At 70.4% G+C, this 19,752-nt stretch carries 22 protein-coding genes; 10 read left to right on the plus strand and 12 right to left on the minus strand.

Annotated elements, in window-relative coordinates; genetic code table 11:
* The first annotated feature begins 79 nt into the window (after positions 1 to 79).
* From ccmE to ccmI, 5 genes are all read left to right on the plus strand, one after another.
* Positions 80 to 589: a cytochrome c maturation protein CcmE gene (gene ccmE, locus KPL78_RS19890; protein ID WP_219764746.1), complete on the plus strand. Its 510-nt coding sequence runs from the start codon at positions 80 to 82 to the stop codon at positions 587 to 589.
* Positions 590 to 923: 334 nt separating this feature from the next.
* Entirely contained in the window at positions 924 to 2,882 is a 1,959-nt protein-coding gene (locus tag KPL78_RS19895) for a heme lyase CcmF/NrfE family subunit (protein ID WP_219764747.1), read from the plus strand.
* Complete coding sequence (locus tag KPL78_RS19900; RefSeq protein ID WP_219764748.1) at positions 2,879 to 3,451, plus strand: DsbE family thiol:disulfide interchange protein; 573 nt, start codon at positions 2,879 to 2,881, stop codon at positions 3,449 to 3,451. The genes KPL78_RS19895 and KPL78_RS19900 overlap by 4 nt, the downstream gene beginning before the upstream one ends.
* Before the next feature lie 212 nt (positions 3,452 to 3,663).
* Positions 3,664 to 4,146 carry a cytochrome c-type biogenesis protein gene (locus KPL78_RS19905; RefSeq protein WP_408904492.1) on the plus strand — a complete coding sequence of 161 codons (483 nt, stop codon included), beginning with the start codon at positions 3,664 to 3,666 and terminating at the stop codon, positions 4,144 to 4,146.
* Complete coding sequence (ccmI, locus tag KPL78_RS19910) at positions 4,143 to 4,943, plus strand: c-type cytochrome biogenesis protein CcmI (protein ID WP_219764750.1); 801 nt, start codon at positions 4,143 to 4,145, stop codon at positions 4,941 to 4,943. The genes KPL78_RS19905 and ccmI overlap by 4 nt, the downstream gene beginning before the upstream one ends.
* Here ccmI and KPL78_RS19915 read toward each other — a convergent pair.
* The 4 genes from KPL78_RS19915 to KPL78_RS19930 are packed head-to-tail and all read right to left on the minus strand — an operon-like array spanning position 4,927 to position 8,066.
* A complete protein-coding gene (locus tag KPL78_RS19915; protein WP_219764751.1) occupies positions 4,927 to 5,649 on the minus strand; it encodes a thioesterase domain-containing protein in 723 nt (240 codons plus the stop codon). The genes ccmI and KPL78_RS19915 overlap by 17 nt on opposite strands.
* 2 nt (positions 5,650 to 5,651) lie before the next feature.
* A complete protein-coding gene (locus KPL78_RS19920; protein WP_219764752.1) occupies positions 5,652 to 6,236 on the minus strand; it encodes a protein-S-isoprenylcysteine O-methyltransferase in 585 nt (194 codons plus the stop codon).
* Positions 6,233 to 7,423: a hypothetical protein gene (locus tag KPL78_RS19925; RefSeq protein ID WP_219764753.1), complete on the minus strand. Its 1,191-nt coding sequence runs from the start codon at positions 7,421 to 7,423 to the stop codon at positions 6,233 to 6,235. The genes KPL78_RS19920 and KPL78_RS19925 overlap by 4 nt, the downstream gene beginning before the upstream one ends.
* A 55-nt stretch (positions 7,424 to 7,478) precedes the next feature.
* Complete coding sequence (locus KPL78_RS19930) at positions 7,479 to 8,066, minus strand: TlpA family protein disulfide reductase (RefSeq protein ID WP_369412789.1); 588 nt, start codon at positions 8,064 to 8,066, stop codon at positions 7,479 to 7,481.
* Here KPL78_RS19930 and argH point away from each other — a divergent pair.
* Both argH and KPL78_RS30340 read left to right on the plus strand, forming a co-directional pair.
* The gene (argH, locus tag KPL78_RS19935; RefSeq protein ID WP_219764754.1) at positions 8,041 to 9,471 is read left to right on the plus strand and encodes an argininosuccinate lyase; all 1,431 of its coding nucleotides are present in this window, start codon (positions 8,041 to 8,043) and stop codon (positions 9,469 to 9,471) included. The genes KPL78_RS19930 and argH overlap by 26 nt on opposite strands.
* Positions 9,468 to 9,596 (plus strand): hypothetical protein, encoded by a 129-nt coding sequence (locus KPL78_RS30340; protein WP_255569240.1) that lies wholly within the window; start codon positions 9,468 to 9,470, stop codon positions 9,594 to 9,596. The genes argH and KPL78_RS30340 overlap by 4 nt, the downstream gene beginning before the upstream one ends.
* A 380-nt stretch (positions 9,597 to 9,976) precedes the next feature.
* Here KPL78_RS30340 and KPL78_RS19940 read toward each other — a convergent pair whose 3' ends face one another.
* The 7 genes from KPL78_RS19940 to KPL78_RS19970 all read right to left on the minus strand — a co-directional run bounded on the left by KPL78_RS19940 (position 9,977) and on the right by KPL78_RS19970 (position 16,060).
* Positions 9,977 to 10,510 (minus strand): 4-vinyl reductase, encoded by a 534-nt coding sequence (locus KPL78_RS19940; RefSeq protein WP_219764755.1) that lies wholly within the window; start codon positions 10,508 to 10,510, stop codon positions 9,977 to 9,979.
* 84 nt (positions 10,511 to 10,594) lie between these two features.
* Positions 10,595 to 10,777, minus strand: a complete 183-nt coding sequence (locus KPL78_RS19945; RefSeq protein ID WP_219764756.1) for a DUF3309 domain-containing protein — start codon at positions 10,775 to 10,777, stop codon at positions 10,595 to 10,597.
* A 57-nt stretch (positions 10,778 to 10,834) separates the two neighbouring features.
* Positions 10,835 to 11,479 (minus strand): HAD family hydrolase, encoded by a 645-nt coding sequence (locus KPL78_RS19950; RefSeq protein WP_219764757.1) that lies wholly within the window; start codon positions 11,477 to 11,479, stop codon positions 10,835 to 10,837.
* Complete coding sequence (gene hemH, locus KPL78_RS19955) at positions 11,476 to 12,546, minus strand: ferrochelatase (RefSeq protein WP_219764758.1); 1,071 nt, start codon at positions 12,544 to 12,546, stop codon at positions 11,476 to 11,478. Before hemH ends, KPL78_RS19950 begins: the two co-directional genes overlap by 4 nt.
* A 53-nt stretch (positions 12,547 to 12,599) precedes the next feature.
* The gene (secB, locus tag KPL78_RS19960) at positions 12,600 to 13,106 is read right to left on the minus strand and encodes a protein-export chaperone SecB (protein ID WP_219764759.1); all 507 of its coding nucleotides are present in this window, start codon (positions 13,104 to 13,106) and stop codon (positions 12,600 to 12,602) included.
* Positions 13,107 to 13,383: 277 nt separating this feature from the next.
* Positions 13,384 to 14,943: a DHA2 family efflux MFS transporter permease subunit gene (locus KPL78_RS19965; RefSeq protein WP_219764760.1), complete on the minus strand. Its 1,560-nt coding sequence runs from the start codon at positions 14,941 to 14,943 to the stop codon at positions 13,384 to 13,386.
* Between the two features lie 7 nt (positions 14,944 to 14,950).
* A complete protein-coding gene (locus KPL78_RS19970) occupies positions 14,951 to 16,060 on the minus strand; it encodes an HlyD family secretion protein (RefSeq protein ID WP_219764761.1) in 1,110 nt (369 codons plus the stop codon).
* Positions 16,061 to 16,181: 121 nt separating this feature from the next.
* Here KPL78_RS19970 and KPL78_RS19975 point away from each other — a divergent pair, with 121 nt between their 5' ends.
* From KPL78_RS19975 to KPL78_RS19985, 3 genes are all read left to right on the plus strand, one after another.
* Positions 16,182 to 16,835, plus strand: a complete 654-nt coding sequence (locus KPL78_RS19975; protein ID WP_219764762.1) for a TetR/AcrR family transcriptional regulator — start codon at positions 16,182 to 16,184, stop codon at positions 16,833 to 16,835.
* 446 nt (positions 16,836 to 17,281) lie between these two features.
* Entirely contained in the window at positions 17,282 to 17,656 is a 375-nt protein-coding gene (locus KPL78_RS19980) for a YciI family protein (protein WP_219764763.1), read from the plus strand.
* Entirely contained in the window at positions 17,653 to 18,852 is a 1,200-nt protein-coding gene (locus KPL78_RS19985) for an RNA polymerase sigma factor (protein WP_219764764.1), read from the plus strand. The genes KPL78_RS19980 and KPL78_RS19985 overlap by 4 nt, the downstream gene beginning before the upstream one ends.
* 130 nt (positions 18,853 to 18,982) lie before the next feature.
* Here the strand turns inward: KPL78_RS19985 and KPL78_RS19990 are convergent, their stop codons facing one another.
* Positions 18,983 to 19,750, minus strand: a complete 768-nt coding sequence (locus KPL78_RS19990; protein ID WP_219764765.1) for a cytochrome c1 — start codon at positions 19,748 to 19,750, stop codon at positions 18,983 to 18,985.
* Positions 19,751 to 19,752 lie beyond the last annotated feature (2 nt).

Here is a 19,752-nt window from a genome sequence, read left to right on the forward strand (position 1 = left end):
GCTGCGTCAAGAAGGCGGCGCACAAGCCGGCCTATCTGCACGGTGCCGGGGATCGCACCGGTCGCCGAGGCATAGAGTCATGACCCGCAAGAAGCGCCGCCTGATGGTCCTGCTGCTCGCAGGCCTCGGGCTCGGCACCGCCACCGCCCTGACGCTGACGGCCTTCCAGGACAACCTGGTCTTCTTCCTCTCGCCCTCGGACGTCGCCGCGCGCCACCCCGGCGGCGACCGCGCCTTCCGCCTGGGCGGCCTGGTCGAGGCCGGGTCCGTCGAGCGCCACACCGGCGCCGATGGCCGCCCCACCGCCACCTTCCGCGTCACGGACGGGCCGAACACCGTGAGCGTGACCTATGCCGGCGTGCTGCCGGACCTGTTCCGCGAAGGCCAGGGCGTCGTCACCCTGGGCAAGCTGCAACCCGATGGCAGCTTCCGCGCGACCGAAGTCCTCGCCCGCCACGACGAAACCTACATGCCGCCCGAGGTCGCGGACGCGCTGCGCCGCACCGGGCACTGGAACCCGTCGGAGGGCGCGGCCCCGCCGGCGGCGAGCTGGAATACCGCACCGCGGCAAGGGCGGGTCGGAGGGTGATGGCGGCGCTGAGCGGCGCCGGGTGGACCAGAGAGGGGCTTTGCCCCTCTCCGGACCTCACCCCACCAAAGGCCACAGGGCCTTTGGAAACCGATACCTGGCGCCGGGCGCAGCAGGAAATTCGCGAATACGCCGGATGCGCCACGCCCGAAGACCAGCCGTCGCGCCTGCGGCGTACTTCGGCCCGTCAACGTGACAGTCGTGCCCGGCGCCAAGTTCCGGCGGTCCAGGGTGCACGGCACCCTGGCGGGGTGAGGTTTGGAGAGGGGCGGCGTCCCTCTCCAATCCACCCGCGCGCCACCAACCAAGCCCGGCGCCATCGGAGACGCCCCGCATGATCCCGGAACTCGGCCATTTCGCCCTCGCCTTGGCCTGCGTGCTTGCCATCGCGCAGTCGGTGCTGCCGGTCGTCGGCGCGGCGCGGCGGGATGCGCGGCTGATGGGGACGGCAGTGCCGTTCGCGCTCGGGCAGCTCGTCGCCGTGGGTGCGGCGTTCCTGTGCCTCGTTTGGGCCTATGTGGTGAACGACACCACGGTGGTGAACGTCGTCGCCAACAGCCATTCGGCGAAGCCCCTGATCTACAAGATCTCCGGCACCTGGGGGAACCATGAGGGTTCCATGCTGCTTTGGGTGCTGATCCTGTCGTTCTGCGGGGCGGCGGTGGCACTGTTCGGGCGCGCCCTGCCGACCGCGCTGAAGGCGCGGGTCATCGGCGTGCTGGGGTGGATCGCGGTCGGGTTTCTACTGTTCATCCTGTTCACCTCGAACCCATTCACGCGCGTGTGGCCGCCGGTGCCGGATGGGCGGGGACTCAATCCCGTGCTGCAGGACCCGGGCCTGGCGATGCATCCGCCGACGCTCTACTTCGGCTATGTCGGCTATGCGGTGACCTTCGCCTTCGCCATCGCGGCGCTGCTCGAAGGGCGCGTGGACGCGGCGTGGGGGCGCTGGGTACGCCCCTGGGCGCTCGGCGCCTGGTGCTTCCTGTCGGTCGGCATCACCATGGGGTCCTGGTGGGCCTATTACGAGCTCGGCTGGGGCGGCTACTGGTTCTGGGACCCGGTCGAGAACGCCTCGCTGCTGCCGTGGCTCGCCGGCACCGCGCTGCTGCATTCCGCGATCGTGGTCGAGAAGCGCGACACGCTGAAGGTGTGGTCGGTGCTTCTCGCGATCCTCGCCTTCGCGATGTCGCTGCTGGGCACCTTCCTCGTGCGATCGGGCGTGCTGAATTCCGTGCATGCCTTCGCCAATGATCCGGCGCGCGGCGTGTTCATCCTGGCGCTGCTGATGGTCTATGTCGCCGGGGCCTTCGCGCTGTTCGCCTGGCGCGCGCCGAGGCTCGCGCCCACGGGGATCTTCGCGCCGATCTCGCGCGAAGGCGCGCTGGTGCTGAACAACCTGCTGATCTGCTCGATCGCCGCGGTGGTGCTGGCCGGCACGCTGTGGCCGATGTTCGCGGATATCCTGACCGGGGCGCGCATCTCCGTCGGCCCGCCCTTCTTCAATTCGGCGACGGCGCCGCTCGCCATTCCGCTGGTGATCGCCATGCCGATCGGCGCGATGATGCCGTGGAAGCGGGCGGATCTCTGGGCCGTACTGCAACGTCTGTGGTGGGCGGCGGTGGCGGCGCTGGCGATCGGTTTCGTCACGCTGGCCGTGGCGGGGTATCCGGTGTGGCCGGTGCTCGGCATGACGCTCGCCGCCTGGCTGATCTTCGGCGCGGCGGCGGATATCGCGGACCGCATCGCGCTGTTCCGCCGGCCGGGTCAGGCGTTCCGGCGCGCCCTGGCCCTGCCGCGCGCGGCCTGGGGCGCGGCCATCGCACATGGCGCGATCGGTATCAGCCTGGCCGGCATCTCGGGCATGGGCGTCGCGACCGACACGCTCGTGCAGTTGCAGGCGGGCCAGAGCACGCGCCTCGCCGGCTATGAATGGCGCATGGATGGCGTGTCGGATGTGACGGGCCCGAACTACCGCGCCCGCCGCGCGACCGTGACGGTGCTGAAGGATGGGTCTGTCGTCACGGTGCTGACCCCCGAACGCCGCACCTTCATCGTCGACGGCCAGACCACCGCCGAGGCCGCCATCCACACCAACGCCCTGCGCGACCTCTACGCCGTGCTGGGCGAGGAGCGCGGCACCGCCGCCGTGCTGCGCCTGCATCACAACCCCTTCGCGCCCTGGATCTGGTTCGGCGGGCTCGCCATGGCCTTCGGGGGCATGCTGTCGCTGTCCGACCGCCGCATGCGCGTCGCCGCCCCCGCCCCCAAGGGCGCCACGGTGCCGGCATGAGCGAGACAGGAAAGTCCCGGCGCTGGATGCTCTATGCGCCGCTCGGCCTCGCCGCCGCGGCCGGCGCCGGTTTCTGGGTGATGCTGCGCGGCTTGCAAACCGGCAGCTACAATCCGACCGGCGTGCCTTCGGCACTGATCGGCCGCACCGCGCCGGATTTCAGCCTGCCGCCACTGGACGGCGCCGATCGTCCCGGCCTGTCCGCCGCCGATCTGCGCGGCCCCCTGCCCGGCCCGGTGCTGGTGAATTTCTGGGCGTCCTGGTGCGTGCCCTGCGTCGCCGAACACCCGCAGCTCATGCGCCTGTCGCGCGACGGCGTGCCGGTGCTCGGCATCAACTACAAGGACAAGACGGCTGATGCCCTGGCCTTCATACGGCGGCGCGGCGATCCCTTCACGCGGCTCGGTGTGGATGAGCCCGGGCGTGTCGCGATCGACTGGGGCGTCTATGGCGTGCCGGAGAGCTACCTGATCGACCGGCAGGGCATCATCCGCTGGCGCTATGCCGGGCCCATCCTGGCGGAGACGCTGGAGAACGAGCTGCGCCCTCTGCTGCGGCGGTACGCGTGATGCCGCGGCACGCGCATCACGGAGAGGGGCTTTGCCCCCCTCCGCACCTCCCCCTACCACGGGTACCCATTGGCGTTGCTGCGCAACGTCCATGGGGGCCAGCATCGGCCGAAAGGCCCTTGGAACCCAATTTTTGCGCTGCCGGATGGGCCCGACAGTCGCGCCCGGTGCGCCAGACTGACTGGAGGTTTCCAAAGGCCTTTCGGCCTTTGGTGGGTGGGGTCTCGGGGAGGGCAAATCCCTCCCCGGTCCTTCTTCTGCTGCTGGTCCTGACCTTCCCCGCCCTCGCCGCCGTTGGCCGTCCCGAGGACCGCCTCGCCGATCCTGTGCTGGAATCCCGTGCCGAGACGATTGGCCGCGAGCTCCGCTGCATGGTCTGCCAGAACCAGTCCATCGAGGATTCCGATGCCGACCTGGCCCGCGACCTGCGGCGCCTGGTGCGGGAGCGCGTCGCGGCTGGTGACAGCGATGCGGCGGTGGTGGATTTCATCCACGACCGCTACGGCGACTACGTGCTGCTGAAGCCACCCTTCAACGCGGTCACGGCGCTGCTGTGGGCCATGCCGATCATCGCACTGGGGGGCGGGCTGATCGCCATCTTTGCGCGGCGGCGGCGCAGTGCGGCGGAGCCGGCGCCGCTGACCGAGGCGGAGCGCAGGCGCCTCGCTGAACTGGAGCGCGACGGCGCGGCATGATGCTCTGGATTCTGCTGGCGCTTCTGGCGCTGACCGCCCTGCTGCCGCTCGGCTACGCGCTGCTGAAGCCGGGCGCGGCGCGGGGGCGGCGCGAGGCCGACATGGCGCTGTATCGCGCGCAGCTTGCGGAGCTGGATCGCGATCGGGAGGTCGGGCGGCTGAACGAGGCGGAGCACCGCGCGGCGACGCTGGAAGTGCAGCGCCGGTTGATCGCCGCGGCGGACCGGACGGAAGCGGCGCCGACGACGGGGCGCGGGGCGGTGATGTTGCTGGCGCTGCCGGGCCTGCTCGCGGTGGCGGGACTGGGGCTGTACCTGCTGCGTGGGACGCCTGGGATGCCGTCGGCGCCCTATACGCTGCGGGCCGAGGCGCAGGCGCGGGACGATCAGATCATGGCGCTGATGCGGGCGCGGGTCGCGGCGCTGGACCAGGGCACGGAACAGGCGCGGCGGGGGTGGATCCTGCTCGGCAATGCGGAGCGTGGGCGCGGCCGGGCCGATGCCGCCATCGAGGCCTGGGAGCGGGCGGCGACGATCCGCCTTGATGCGAACATCGCTGGTGACATCGCGGAGCTGGAGCTGGAACGCGGCAATGCCGCAGCGGCGGAACCCTGGATCACGCGCGGGCTGGCGGCGGAAGCGGCCGATCCGCGGCTGCGCTTCCTCGCCGGGCTGATCGACGCGGAGGGCGGACGGGCGGCCGAGGCTCGGGCGAAGTGGCAGGCGTTGCTGACGGATACGCCGGCGGATGCGCCGTGGCGGGCGATGCTGGAACGGCGACTCAGCGACCTGCCCTGACCGGCGGGATGGGCGGGCGCGGCAAGGGCGGCGCCGGGGGCCGGTAGCTGACCGGGCTCATCGGCGCGACGACAGGCGATGGCGCCAGGCGCGCAGCGGCGAGCGATTCCAGCTGTGCGATGATCACGGCGTGGAGCTGCCGGTCCTTGTCGATGGAGATGTGGGACTCGCCATCGACAAGCCGGTTCTCCAGCGCGCCGGTGAAGCCGGGACCGCCGGCGAGGACGCGCACGAAGGCGGTGTCCCGGTCCTGATAGAAATTCAGCACGCGTAGGACGCCAGGGCCGATCGGGGCCGCCGCCGTCGGGTCGAAGGTGACGAGCAGATCCACCGCCACGCCCATGCCGCCGAGGTGGTTCGCCATCGCCACGGCGTCGTCGGCGCCGAAGGAATGGCCGATGATCGCGAAGGGCCGCGCAAGCGTCCCGTCGCGCGAGGCGGCGGCGACATTGGCGGCGAGGCTCCGCCAGTCGATGTAGTTGTGCACGACGGCGTCGAAGTCGTGGGCGCGGAGCTGCGCCGTCAGCACATTCATGCCGGTCGAGAAGACGTTGAACAGCCCGCGCAGGACGATGACGCGCCCGCGGGCCGGCCCGGCCAAGGGCGCGAGGCGCGTCGGGCCGCAGGCGGCGAGGGTCGTGAGGAGTCCGGCAATGGCGGCGCGGCGCGGCAATGCAGCCCGATCGGGCGAAGGCGGAATGGTCATGATCAACGGAGGAAGGGGATCACTCTCGGGGTTCGTTCGGCATAGGAATCCCAGACAGCGCCAAAGGTTTCACGCATCAGCGTTTCCTCCCGCCCGACGCGGAAGAAATACAGCGTGCCGAAGCCGATCAGCCCGGCCGGGCCGGCCAGCCAGTTCTGCAAGGTGAAGGCCTGGGCGATCGCCCAAAGCCAGAAGGCCGAATACATCGGATGGCGCACGAAGCGATAGACGCCGGCGGTGATCAGGGCATGTTCCTCCCGCACCTGCAGCGTGACCGACCAGTTCCGGCCGAGCGCCTTGTGCGTGGCGCGGAACAAGGCCAGCGAGGCGACGAACACCACCAGCCCGAAGACCGCGCGCGGCGCCGAAAACGCCTGGTCCAGCGCCGCCGGGAATCCGGTCGCGATGTAGATCCCAGGGATGATGCCGAGGCCGGTCAGCGAGATGAGCAGCAGCAGCTTCTCCCGCCCGTCCATGGCGTCGCGGCGCAGCACGTTGCGGCGTGTCTTGCGCTCGAAAGGAAGACGGATGATCCACCAAGCGACCATGCAGGCCGCATGCAGCAATTTCGCAATGAGTGGCGTCACGCAGCGCGCTCCAGCGGCGGGGCGGCGAGGCCGCCATCGGGCCCGATCATCCGGTCCGGGAAGGGGTCACGCCCCACCGCACCCGGTCCGCAGGCGATCAGGCCCCAATCGTAGAAATACCGCCGGCCGCAGCCGGTGACATAGACACGGTGCGCCCGCAGCATCGACCGCCGCACCCGGCACCAGGCAGCATGGTCCAGCATGGCACGCGGATGGATGCGCTCGAGCCGCGGCCCCTGCCCCGGCAGACCCAGCACGGCGACCGGGTCGGCGCCATGGAAGCAGACCAGGTCGCGTCGGGAGGTGAATTCCAGCCAGGCCAGCCCCGGCAGCGCCGCGATCCGGCCCACCGAGGCCCGCAGGCGGCCCGCCTCCGGCATCAGGGCGATCTTCAGCAGGGAGGAGCCGAGCCCGACCAGGGCCAGGGGGGGCGCCGTGCGGGGGGGATCGGGGTCGCGATCCAGGGCCTCGGCCAGCGCCTCGACCGCCAGCACCATGCCAAGGCTGTGGCCGGTCAGCACCACCTCATCCACATCCCTGCGGCGGGCGGCAATGATCTCGTCGGCGAAGCAGGTGATGCGGTCCGTGATGTCCGGCCGGGCACCACGGGCGAGGTCGCGGGCGAAGACCCAGTCGGCCATCAGATGACGCAGATGCAGCCAGCGATCCGCTGCGACGGCCAAGGCGGTGAAGGTCACGACACCCAGGGCGAGGCCCCGCCAGCCGCCCAGCAGCAGCCCCGCCAGGACGCCGCCCAATATCGCGCCGGCCAGCGCCAGCAACGGCAGGGCCACGAAGATGAGGTATCGCCAATGTGCGGCGCGGTAGCGCGCCAGGGTGCCATCCATCAGCAGTCCTGCCAGGGCGCCGAGACCCTTCGGGATCAGCACGGGCATGGGTTTGGCCAGATCGCCGGCGATCAGATCGTCCCAGGCGAGGATGCGGACTTCCGCCTGGGTAGCCCAATCCGGGCCGGACAGCCGCGCCTGGAAGGCATGCACGGTACCGCCGGCCGAGACCTCCCCCGGCCCCGTGCTGGCGACGAGACCCCAGGCGGCAGCACTGCGGTCCAGGGTGCGGGCCAGCCGGCGCCGCTGCGCCTCACCACTCAAGGGTTCATAGCCCGGCACATGCAGCACCAGGCGCCTGCGCACGGTCAGCGATGGTTTCGCGGTCGTGTGACTCATGGCACCGGCATCCCCGGGGGCCCGAACGCAGCCTGAGCCCGCCGGTTGCCCGGAATCAAGCGCGACGCGTGGGGTCGGTCTGGGCCGGGCCGGCCAGGCGCCGGATGGCGGCGAGGAACTCCGGCGCATCCCAGGCCGCATCGCCCTCCAGCCGCGCGCGCTCGCGCCCCTGGCGGTCGACGATGATGGTGGTCGGCAGGCCCCGCGCGCCCAGAGCCCGGGCCGCGGTGCCGCGGGGATCAAGCCAGATCCGCAGGGTGCGGACCTGCGTCCGCTCGTAGAAGGCCTGGACCACCGGCGCGCCGCCGCGGTCCGAGGAGAGCGGCAGCACCAGGATGTCCTCCGCGGACAGCGCCGCCGCGGCGCGGTCGAGGGACGGCATCTCCGCCACGCAGGGCGGGCACCAGGTCGCCCAGAGATTGATCACCAGCGCCTTTTGCGGGAAGTCGGAGGGTGCGATGGCCTTGCCCTCGGCATCGGTGAAGGTGATGGGGGGCAGCGTCGCCTCTTCCTCCCGCAGCCGGTTCAGCCCGCGGGGCGTGGCGGCCAAGCCTTGCCGCGCCGGAAGGGTGCCGAGTAGGGTCCCGCCCGCCGTCAGCGCCGGGGCGGCCTTGAGAATGGAACGGCGCGTCGGAACCAGCACGAAAGACAATCCCCCAGTGAGCAGCAACGCCAATCGGCAATGGGGTGGGCGCTTCGCGGAAGGCCCCTCCGCCATCATGGAAGCGATCAATGCCTCCATCGGCTTCGATCGCAAGATGTGGCGTCAGGACATCCGCGGCTCCCTGGCCCATGCCGCGATGCTGAAGCATGTAGGGATCATCTCGGCGGAAGACGAGGCGGAAATACGGCGCGGCCTCAATGACATCGCCGCGCGCATCGAGAAGGGGGACTTCCCCTTCGATGAGGCGCTGGAAGACATCCACATGAATGTGGAGGCCCGCCTGTCAGCCGTGATCGGCGATGCCGGCAAGCGGCTGCACACGGCACGATCCCGCAACGACCAGGTGGCGCTGGACGTGCGCCTGTGGGTGCGCGACGCGATCGACGGGCTGTCCGGCCAGATCGAGGATGTGATGCGTGCCCTGGTCGCCCGCGCCGAGGAGCATGCCGGCACGGTGATGCCCGGCTTCACGCATCTGCAGCCCGCGCAGCCGGTCACGCTGGGGCATCACTTCCTCGCCTATGTCGAGATGCTGTCGCGCGACCTGTCGCGGCTGCGCGACTGCCGCGCGCGGATGAACGAGTGCCCGCTCGGCGCTGCCGCGCTGGCCGGCACGGGCTTCCCCATCGACCGGCACATGACGGCCAAGGCGCTCGATTTCGACGGGCCGACGCGCAATTCGCTCGATTCCGTGGCGTCGCGCGATTTCGCGGCTGAGTTCCTGTTTGCCTGCTCGATGTGCGCGACGCATCTGTCGCGCCTCGCCGAGGAGATCGTGATCTGGACGAACCCCTATTTCGGGTTCGTGAAGCTGTCGGATGCCTTCACGACCGGCAGTTCCATCATGCCGCAGAAGCGCAACCCGGATGCCGCCGAGCTGGTGCGCGGCAAGACCGGGCGCGTGGTCGGCGCGCTGGTCGGCCTGCTGACGGTGATGAAGGGCTTGGCGCTGACCTATTTCAAGGACATGCAGGAAGACAAGGAAGGCGTCTTCGACGCGGCCGAGACCATGACGCTGGTCCTCGCCGCCGTCGCCGGCATGGTGCGCGACCTGAAGCCGGATGTGGGGCGCCTGGCCTCGGCGGCGGGGGCGGGCTTCTCGACCGCGACCGACCTCGCCGACTGGCTGGTGCGGGAGCTGAAAATGCCCTTCCGCGATGCGCACCATGTGACCGGCGCGCTGGTGGCGAAGGCCGAGGGGCTCGGCGTCGATCTCGCAGGTTTGACCATCGAGGAGATGCGCGAGGCCGAGCCGCGCATCCATGAAGGCGTGTACGACGTGCTGTCGGTGGCGGCCTCGGTGCGGTCGCGCACCTCCTATGGCGGGACGGCGCCGGCGAATGTCGCGGCCATGGCCGCGGAGTGGAAGGCGAAGCTCGGATGACACGGACGGTCCTGGGGGCCCTGGCCCTGGCCCTGCTGCTGGCGGCCTGCGGCAAGGTAGGACCGGTGCGCCCACCGGGGCCGCCGGACCAGATCACCTATCCGCGGCTATATCCGAGCCATTGAGGCTGAGGGAGACCCGCGCGGTGGCATTGGAGAGGGGCTCTGCCCCTCTCCAAACCCTCTCCCCGCCACGGGATCCCATTGACGTTGCTGCGCAACGTCAATGGACCCATCGGCTGGAGGGCCTCTGGACACCTTGAGTTGATGCCAGGCAAGCAGGCAAGCCAACCTGCCTGAAGGAGCAATGGGCACGACGCCGAGCCTGCGGTGGGGCGCGACGGCGACGCCACCCCGACCCAAAGGGTTTCGTGCGCGAGTGCGGCTCGACGCCATCCTGCCAGCGGCGCACAGCGCCCAGCGACGGTTTCCAAAGGCCCTGCGGCCTTTGGTGGGGAGGGGTCCGGGGAGGGGCAAAGCCCTTCCCCGGTTCCGCCATCGCCAAGTCAGGCCACCGGTTCGCAGCTTAGTTCGAAGCGGCATTCGGGGTGCCCCGCGGCGGCGCAGGCGACCTCCCGGCAGATCGGCGTTCCCGCCCGCCCTGCCGTTTCGAGGACATAGCGCATGCCGCCGGCGAAGCTGCCTTCGAAGGTATAGCAAACGGTCCGGCCCGCCTCCGGCCCATAGCCGAGTGCGAAGGCGGAATGCCGCACGGTGACGGCGGCGGTGCCGGCATCCGCGTCGAGCGCGGTGATGTCCATCTGCCCGTAGCCGCGCTGGGACAACCGCTTGAGGTAGTGCCGGAAGGTCTCGACCGCTGAGAGGCCGTGGGTCTTCGCCTCGGCCCGGCACCATTGCAGCGCGGAGAGATCGCTCGAGGTGTAGAGAATCTCACGATAGGCGTCGGCGCCGATGGCGGTTTCGATGGCCTTCTGCATGTTCACGAGGAAATGCCGGGGCAGGTAGATCATCGGCAGGCCGTCGGTCCGCCAGATCCCGGTCTCCGGATCCACGTCGATAGGAACTTGCGGCTGCGCCATGGTGTCTCCCGAAGCGACTGGCCCGAACATCCATGGGCCGGGCCGCAGTCTCTTCGGGAATGCTTCGGTGCCGCAACCCGGCCGCTACGGCACGACCGGCCCGGACACGAAGGCGCCGCCGAAGATCAGGTAAAGCACCAGGACGATCAGCAGGAGTCCCAGGATTCCCCCGAAGCCACCGCCCCCATAGTAGCCGGACCGGTAGCCGTAATAGCCGCCCCCGCCGAAGACCAGCAGCAGCAGTATGATGACGAGCAGAAGCATCATGGCCGTCTCTCCTTCGGAAGGAGAGCGTCCGAAGCGGCCCAGGGTTGCAAGGGGCCGTCAGATCCCCAGCAGCGCGTCCAGCTCGTCCATCGCCAGGAACGGGGTCGCGCCATGCGCCGCGAGCACGCCGCGCGGCGTTTCATGCGCGAAGCCCAGCACGCGGCAGCCGGCTGCCATGCCGGCGCGCACGCCGGGCACGCTGTCCTCGACGACCACGCAATCCTGGGGCGCCGCGTCGCAGGAGGCTGCCGCCGCCAGGTAGATGTCGGGCCAGGGCTTGGGACGGTCGACATCCTCGAAGGAGAAGATGCGGTCGCCGAACACCGTCGCCAGGCCGAGGCCGCGCATCTTGGCCATCAGCTCCGCGCGGCCGGAATTGGACGCCACGGCGACGGGAACGCCGGCCGCGACGATGCGGTGCACCGCCTCGACGGCGCCAGGGATGGCGGGTGTGCGCCGGGTCATCTCGATCGCCAGCAGCATCGCGATCTCCTGTGCCCAGCCGGGCGGGAGCGACCCGACCCGCGCCTCGATGCGCGGCACCATGTCGGGCAAGGCGAGGCCGAGGAAGGTTTCGCGCGCCTCCGCCGCCTGCATCGGCCAGCCGAGGGCGGTGAGCTGTTCCGCGACGATGGCGTTCACCAGCATCTCGCTGTCGGCGAGGACGCCGTCGCAGTCGAAGAGAACGGCCTGGGGCCTCATGCGGCGATCCGGGCCGCGCCGTGGGGACAGTCGCCGTGCTGCTTCGGGCATTGCCGCGGGCCGGCGAAGGAGCACAGGGCGCGGCCGGAGCCCAGCGCATCGCGCGCGATGTCGGCCAGCGCCACGATGAAGGCCGGATCGCTGTTCTGCGCCGGGACGCGGAAATAGCCGGGCACGCCCAGCTTGTGGGCAAGCTCCCCATATTCGACGTCGAGTTCCACCAGCGTCTCCGAGTGCTCGGAGACGAAGGCGATCGGACAGACCAGCAGCGCGACCTTGTCATGGGCGGCGCGCTCGATTTCCGCCTCGGTGGACGGGCCGATCCAGACCTCCGGCGTCACCCGCGACTGGTAGCAGATGGCATGGTCCAGCCCGTCGATCGCCAGCGCCTCGACGACGGCGGCGGTGCTCCGCTCGACCTGCCATTGATAGGGATCGCCGGCCTTCACGATGCTCTCGGGCAGGCCATGGGCGGAGAACAGGATGCGCAGCGGCACATCGGCCGGCAGCGTTGCGCGCGCCGCGTCATAGGACCGGCGGACCAGCGCCGCGGTCGCCGCCGCGAAGCCGGGATGCGAATGCCAGCAGCACAGCGTCGTCGTCGGCACACTGAAGCCGATGGCACGGCAGGCCTCATCCCAGGCGGTGACGGAGCTGCCCGTCGTCGTGGTCGAATACTGCGGGTAGAGCGGCAGCAGCAGCACCTCGTCGGGCAGCCAGGCCTTCACCTCCCGCGCCGCTTCGTCCGAGAAGGGATGCCAGTAGCGCATCGCGACGAAGCAGCGGAACGCCGTGCCGGGATCGCCCGCCAGCGCCGCTTCCAGCGCCCGGGCCTGCCCCTCCGTCAGTTCCAGCAGCGGCGACTTGCCGCCGAGGATCGCATAGTTCTCCAGCGCCGGCTTCGTCCGCTTCCAGGCGATGTAGCGCCCGAGGAAGGGTCGGATGAAACCCGGCACCCGCAGGATCGCCGGATCGGTGAAGAGGTTCGTGAGGAAGGGCCGAACAGCTTCCGGGCTGTCCGGACCACCCAGGTTGAACAACACGATGGCAATGCGGCGCTGGCTCATGGTGCTGCCCCGGTTGATGCGGGCGGGGCCCGCATCGCCTCCCGGGTCGCCGCTCAGGCGTTCGCGATCGGCATGTTTGCCGAGGACTGGCCCCGGCGCGACTGCCAGAGCTGGACGAAGTCGATCGGCGCCAGCAGCACCGGCGGGAAGCCGCCGTCACGCGTCACATCGGCCAGAATGTTGCGCGCGAAGGGGAAGAGCAGGCGCGGGCATTCCACCAGCAGCACCGGCTCCAGCATCTCGTTCGGCACGCCGTTCAGGGTGAAGATGCCGCAATAGACCAGCTCGGCGATGAAGGCGGTCTTGCCGTCAGCGGTCTTCGCATCGGCGCGGATCTGTAGGGAGATCTCGTAGGTCTCCTGGCCTTCCTGCAGCCGGCGGGCCTGGACGTCGAGGGCGATGTCCATGCGCGGCGCCTCGCGCAGGGTCAGGTAGATCTCGGGCGCGCCGGGCACCTCGAAGGAGAGGTCCTTGGTGAACTGGATGTTCAGCACCACAGGCCCCGTGGCGGGGTCGATGCCGCCATTCGGGATCGGGGACGGAATCGGCTGGTCGGACATGACAGGACCCTTCGCATCGGGCGCAGCAGCAGCGCCGAAAAGATGCGGGCGGTTAGCACGGGCGGCGCGGCCGCGGCAAACGGCCGGCGAGGTCGGACGCTCAGGGGGAGGTGGAACCGGAGAGGGCTCCGCCCCCTCCGGACCTCCTCCACCAACCGCCGAAAGGCCTTTGAAAACGCTGACTTGGAGCCGGCGTCACGCGCAGGGTTGGCGAGGCGGCGCCTGACCGGGACCGATAGACGGCCTCAATGAACGGAAGCGGCCGCCTGCATGGGCTTCAATGCGCGCCGCCACCGCCGCTCGCCCCGGGCCGCCGCACCAGCAGGATCAGCGGCAGGGACATCACGAAAAAGAACGCCATGACCAGCAGCGTGTCGTTGTACGCGAGCACCAGCGCCTGCTGCTGCACCAGGTTCGACAGGCGGCGCAGCGCGGCCAACCCGGCCTGGGCTTCGCCGAGCCGCGCGGTCATCCCCGCCGTCACGGAATCGAGCCATGCCGTCGCGCCAGCCCGCCCCCAGCCCGCCGATTCCGCCAGGTGCAGGCGATGCGCCGCGCTGCGATCCGTCACCAGCGTGTTGATCAGCGCGAGACCGACGGCACCACCGAGGTTGCGCATCAGGTTGTAGAGACCCGAGGCATTCTTGATGCGCGCCGGCGGCAGCGTGCCGAGAGCGAGCTGGTTCACCGGCACCATCGACATCATCGTGCCCACGCCGCGCAGCGCGAGCGGCAGCATCAGCTCGAGCGAGCCGGACTCCGCCGTCAGCCGCGCCGTCAACCACAGCGCAATCGCCAGGATGCCGAGCCCGATGCCGAGCAGCACACGCGTGTCGAGCTTCTGTGACAGGCGGCCGACCAGGGGCGCGGTCAGGAACATCGCCGCGCCAGTGACGAACATGGTCTCGCCGATCTGCAGCGAGTTGTAGCCGCGGATACGCCCGAGGAAGAGCGGGATGATGTAGACCGAGCCATAGAGCGAGATGCCAACGAGAAAGGAGAACAGCGAGCCGATCGCGAAATTGCGGTTGGCGAAGGCGTAGAGATCGACGATCGGCTCGTCGCGCGTGAAGGCGCGGTGGAAGAACAGCGCGCCCGAGACGGTGGCGACGACCGCGAACATCGCGATGGTCTCATCCTCCAGCCAGTTCCAGCGCGGCCCCTCCTCCATCACGTATTCCAGGCTGCCGAGGAAGGCCGCCATCAGCGCGAGGCCGAGCCAGTCGAAGCGGGCGAGCAGCGACCGGTCGCCCTGGTCGATCGTCATGGTGCGCGAGACGACGATGACGATCAGCACGCCGACCGGCACGTTGATCAGGAACAGCCAGTGCCAGGAGAAGGTCTCGGTCAGTAGCCCGCCCAGCGTCGGGCCGATGGTCGGCGCGAGCGTCGCGGTCAGGCCGATCAGCACCGACATGGTCGCCCGGCGCGGCCCCTGGAACAGGATGAAGGCGGTGGCGAAGACGGTCGGGATCATCGCCCCGCCGAGGAAACCCTGCGCCGCGCGGAAGGTGATCATCAGCGGCAGCGAGGTCGCCATCGCGCAGGCCAGCGAGAAGATCGTGAAGCCCGCGGCGGACAGGCAGAACAGTATGCGCGTGGACAACAGCCGCGACAGGAAGCCCGACAACGGGATCATGACGATCTCCGCGATCAGGTAGGAGGTCTGGATCCAGGAGGCCTCGTCGGGGCTGGCGGCCAGGCCGGCCTGGATGTCGGCGATGGAGGCCGAGACGATCTGGATGTCCAGGATCGCCATGAACATCCCGAGCACCATCACCATGAAGCCGGCGAATTGCCGGCCCGTCACCGGCGGCGGGGCGGCGGTGGCGCTCATGGCGTGGTCAGTTCAGGCCGAGGGTCGCGGCCGCGGCACCAAACAGCCCACCCGGGGCGTTGGGGTCCGCGCGGGTATCGACCTCGACGCGCGCCGAAAGACCCGGACGCAGCCGCACCGAGTCCTGGCCCGGCGCAATGGCGATGCGCACCGGCACGCGCTGCACGACGCGGGTAAAGTTGCCGGTCGCGTTCTCCGGCGGCAACAGGCTGAACTGCGCGCCGGTGGCTGGGGCGAGGCTCTCCACCCGGCCACGCAGGACGGGGCCGCCGATGTCGAAGGACAGCTCCACCGGTTGGCCGCGGCGCATGCCGGCGAGCTGGGTCTCCTTGAAGTTCGCGACCACCCATTGCCGTTCCGGCGGCGGCGCCACGGCGATCAGGTTCTGCCCGGGCCGTACATGCGCGCCGAGCTGCGCCGAACGGTTGCCTACCACGCCGTCGAAGGGCGCGCTGATGACGGTCTGCTGCAGGTTGCGTTCCGCCAGGGCCAGGGTTGCGGCGGCCTCCGCGCGCTTGCCTTCGGCGGCGGCGCATTCGGATTCGAGCACCGGCAGGGCCGCGCGGGCGGCCTCGGCGACGGCCTGCGCGGACCGTAGGGCGGCCTCGGCCTTCAGGCGATCGGCCAGCGTCCGGTCGGCATTCTCGCGGCTGCCATAGCCGGAATTGGCGAGGGTGCCGTAGCGGGCGGCGTTCTGCACGGCGCGGTCGCGCTCGGCGACGGCCTGGGCGACCTGGGCGTCCGCCTCGGCGATCTGGGCATGCTGCTGGTCGATGCGGGCACGGTTGGTGACGGTGCCCGCCACGGCCTGGGCGAGCGCTCCGGCGGCAGCGTCGCGACGGGCGCGCCATTCCGTATCGACCAGGCGGATCAGCGGCTGGCCGGCGGTGACCGTGTCATTGTCGTTCACCAGGATGGCGGCGACGTCGCCCTCAATGCCAGGCCCGAGCACGGCAATGTCGCCCTGCACATAGGCATTGTCGGTGCTTTCCTGGAAGCGGCCGACATGCATCCACCAATTACCGCCGAGGCCGCCGCCGACGAGGGCGCCGAGCATCAGGACCGGGGCAAGGCGACGCAGCCTGCGGCGCGAGGCGGGAGGGTTGTCTTCGGGCATCGGACTGCACCGTTCAGTTCAGTTGCGCCTATCTGATGCGATGAGCCCCTCCGGTCAAGAAGAAATTGAACTGAACCGTTCAGTCTTGTTCCGGCCGACAATGTGCGCCATATCTCCGGCCATGTCCGCCACCGCCTGCCCCGCCGAGACCTATCGCAGCCCGAAGCGCGCCGCCGTGCTCGACGCCGCAGGGAAGCTCTTCCTCGACAATGGCTACGCCGCTGTGTCGATGGATGCGGTCGCGCGCCAGGCCGGCGTCTCCAAGGCCACCCTGTACGCGTATTTCACGAGCAAGGAGGCGCTGTTCGCCGCCGTGGTGGCCAATCGCTGCACGGCGATGGCCGAGACGCTGGAACTCGCGGCCGTACATGATGCGCCGCTCGATCTGGCGCTGCGGCGGCTCGGCCGGCATCTGCTCGACTTCTTCCTGGCCCCCCAGGTGGTGACGATGTTCCGCATCGCCCTGGGCGAGGGCACACGCTTCCCCGATTTGGCCCGCGCCTACTACGCGGCGGGACCCCTCGCCGGCCGCGACCGCGTCACGGCCTGGATGGAGGAGGAGAAGCGCCGCTTCCGGCTGCGCGCCGACGCCGATCCGCGCCTGGCGGCGGAGCACTTCATCTCGATGCTGCGCGGGACCGTGCTGCTGCGTGGCGCCCTCGGCATTCCCCCGACGCCGAGCGAGGCGGAACTCGATGCCGCCGCCGCCGCCGCGGCCGAGGTGATCCGGCGGGCCTATGGCGCGGAGAGCGGCGCGGAACCGGCGACCCGCTAGCCGCGCGCGCTGCGCCGGCGGCCGCGGGAGGTCGTGGCATGGCGTCCGGGACGCCTGAAGGGGAGCGGAACCCCGGCATGACGGTCGCCATTTGAGAAGGCCGCGCTCCTCTTCAAGCCTCTCCCCGCCAAGGTGCCGTGCACCCTGGAACACCGGCAATTTACGCCGGGCACCACGGCCGGTCCGCTACGTCCCATCGCGCTTGGTGCGCAGGAGCGAATTCCGACGATCATCGCAACCGCGCCGCCGAGCACCGGGTCGAGGTTTCCAAGCGCCTTTCGGCCTGTGCGGGCGCCCAGCCGCGTTGCGCTGCAACGGGAATGGGTCCCCCTGGCGGGCAGAGGTCCGGAGAGACAAGGCCCCTCTCCGGCCCGCCCGGATCAGGCTGTGTCGAAACCGCCCCCCCTCGCGCGTCATCATGGTGGCGGCGACGATGCCGTCTGCGCATGGAGGATGATGCGATGCAGGCGATGCTGACGATCTGGGTGGAGGAGACGGCCTGGGACGGCATGCCACAGGCCGAGCAGGCACGAATGCTGGGCGCTTATGGTGCCTATGTGGAAGCCTTGAAGGCCGCCGGCGTCATGCGGGGCGGCGAACGCCTGGCGCCCGTCGCCCAGGCCGCGACGGTGCGGATGCAGGGCGGCGTACCGCAGGTGCTCGACGGTCCCTATGCCGAGACGCGCGAGCAGCTCGGCGGCTATTTCCTGCTGGAGGTCGCGGATATGGAGGAGGCGATCCGCTGGGCCGCCCGCTGCCCCGGCGCGGAACACGGCGCGGTCGAGGTCCGTCCCCTCTGGCCGGATCCGGCGACGCGATGAGCGCAGCCGCGGCGGCCGAACGGGCGGCGCGCGACTCCTATGGCCGGCTGCTCGCCTTCCTGCTCGCGCAGGGCGGCGGGTTCGCGGCAGCCGAGGATGCCCTCGCCGACGCTTTCGCCGCCGCCTTGGCCACCTGGCCGGCGACGGGCGTGCCGGAACGGCCTGAGGCCTGGCTGCTGACGGCGGCGCGCCGGCGCCTGACCGACGCGCATCGCCGCCGCGCCACCGCCACCGAGGCCGCGCCGGAAGTGCTGCGGCGGGCGCTGGCCGAGGCCGAGACCACGCCGGATGCGATCCCGGATCACCGGCTGGCGCTGCTGGTCGCCTGCGCCGCTCCCGAGGTCGAACTTGGCGCCCGGGCGCCGCTGATGCTGCAGACGGTGCTGGGGCTGGACGCGGCGCGCATAGCCTCGGCCTTCCTGGTCGCGCCGGCGGCGATGGGCCAACGGCTGGTCCGCGCGAAGCGGCGCTTGAAGGAAGCGGGCGCACGTTTCCGGCTGCCTGACCAGACAGATGTCGCGGCACGGCTGCCGGAGGTGCTCGCCGCCATCTACGCCGCCTATGCTGCCGGTGCGGCAGACCCCGCCGATGGCGGGACGCTGGCCGGGGAGGCCGCCTGGCTCGCGCGTCTGCTCGCCGCCATGGTGCCGGAGGATGCGGAGGCGCAGGGCCTTGCCGCACTGCTGCTGCATCTCGAAGCGCGCCGGCCGGCAGGGCGCGACGGCGGAGGGCGTTATGTGCCCCTGTCCGCGCAGGACCCGGCGCATTGGGACGCCGCACGCCAGGCGGAGGCCGAAACGCTGCTGCGCCGCGCCGCCACACTCGCGCAGCCGGGACGCTATCAATGGGAGGCGGCGATCGCCTCGGCTCATGCGATGCGGCGGGTGCTGGGGCGCACGCCCTGGGGCGATATCCTGCTGCTCTACGACGCGCTGGTGACGGCGACGGGATCGCCCGTGGCCGCGGTGAACCGCGCCGTGGTGCTGGCGGAAGTGGAAAGCCCCTCGGCCGGCCTCGCCGCGCTGCGGGTAGCCGGAACGGATGCGCGGCTGGCGGACTATCAGCCCTATTGGGCCGCACTTGCGGCTATCGCAGCGCGGGCCGGTGCAGCCGAGGAGGCCCTGGACGCGAAACGGCGGGCGGTGGGCCTCGCCACCGATCCCGCCGTTCGGAACTTCCTTCTGGAAGAAGGCTAGAGCAGATCCTGTCCAGATGAACTCATCTGGACAGGTGAAGATACTCGCAAAGGCAAACACTCAGAGCATTGCAGGTGAACGGAAGTTCGCCGGAAATACTCTAGCGCGCCGCCCCCGCGGCGCATGCTGGTCAGTGCGCGTTCGCCCAGATCTTGCGCTTCACTGCGTAGGCAAGGCCGGCGAGGACCAGCAGGAAGACGATGATCTTGATGCCCATGGAATGCCGAAGTTCCAGCTCGGGCTCCGCAGCCCATTGCAGGAAGGTCGCGACGTCACGCGCCATGTTCTCGACCGTCGCCGGGGTGTGGTCGGCGAATTCGACCTGGTCCGGGTTCAGCGGCCGCGCCATGGCGATCTGATGGCCGGGGAAGTAGGCGTTGTAGTGCATACCCTCGGCGATATGAACGTCGGGGGGCGGGTCGCCGTAGCCGGTCAGCAGCGCGTAGATGTAGTTCGCACCGCCCTCACGCGCCTTGGCGATGACGGACAGATCCGGCGGCAGCGCGCCGTTGTTTGCCGCACGTGCCGCCTGCGGGTTCGGGAACGGGCTGCGGAAGCGATCGGACGGGCGGCCCGGCCGCTCGAACATCTGGCCCTCATCGTTCGGGCCGTCCTGCACCTGCACCTGGGACGCGATGGCCGCGACCTGCTGCTCGGTCAGGCCGAGGTCGCGCAGGTTGCGGTAGGACATCAGGTGCATCGCATGGCAGGCCGAGCAGACCTGCGAATAGACCTGGAAGCCGCGCTGCGCGCTGGCGCGGTCATAGACGCCGAATGGCCCCTGGAAGGAGAAGCCCTGGTTCGGGATGTGCGCGGCCCCTTCCGCCGCCTGGGCGGCGGGTGCGGCGGCGAGCAGGCCGCCAAGGATGGCGAGGGCCTTGAGCGAAGTGCGCAGCATGG

Source organism: Roseomonas alba (assembly GCF_019430885.1).
Taxonomy (GTDB): Bacteria; Pseudomonadota; Alphaproteobacteria; order Acetobacterales; family Acetobacteraceae; genus Neoroseomonas; species Neoroseomonas alba.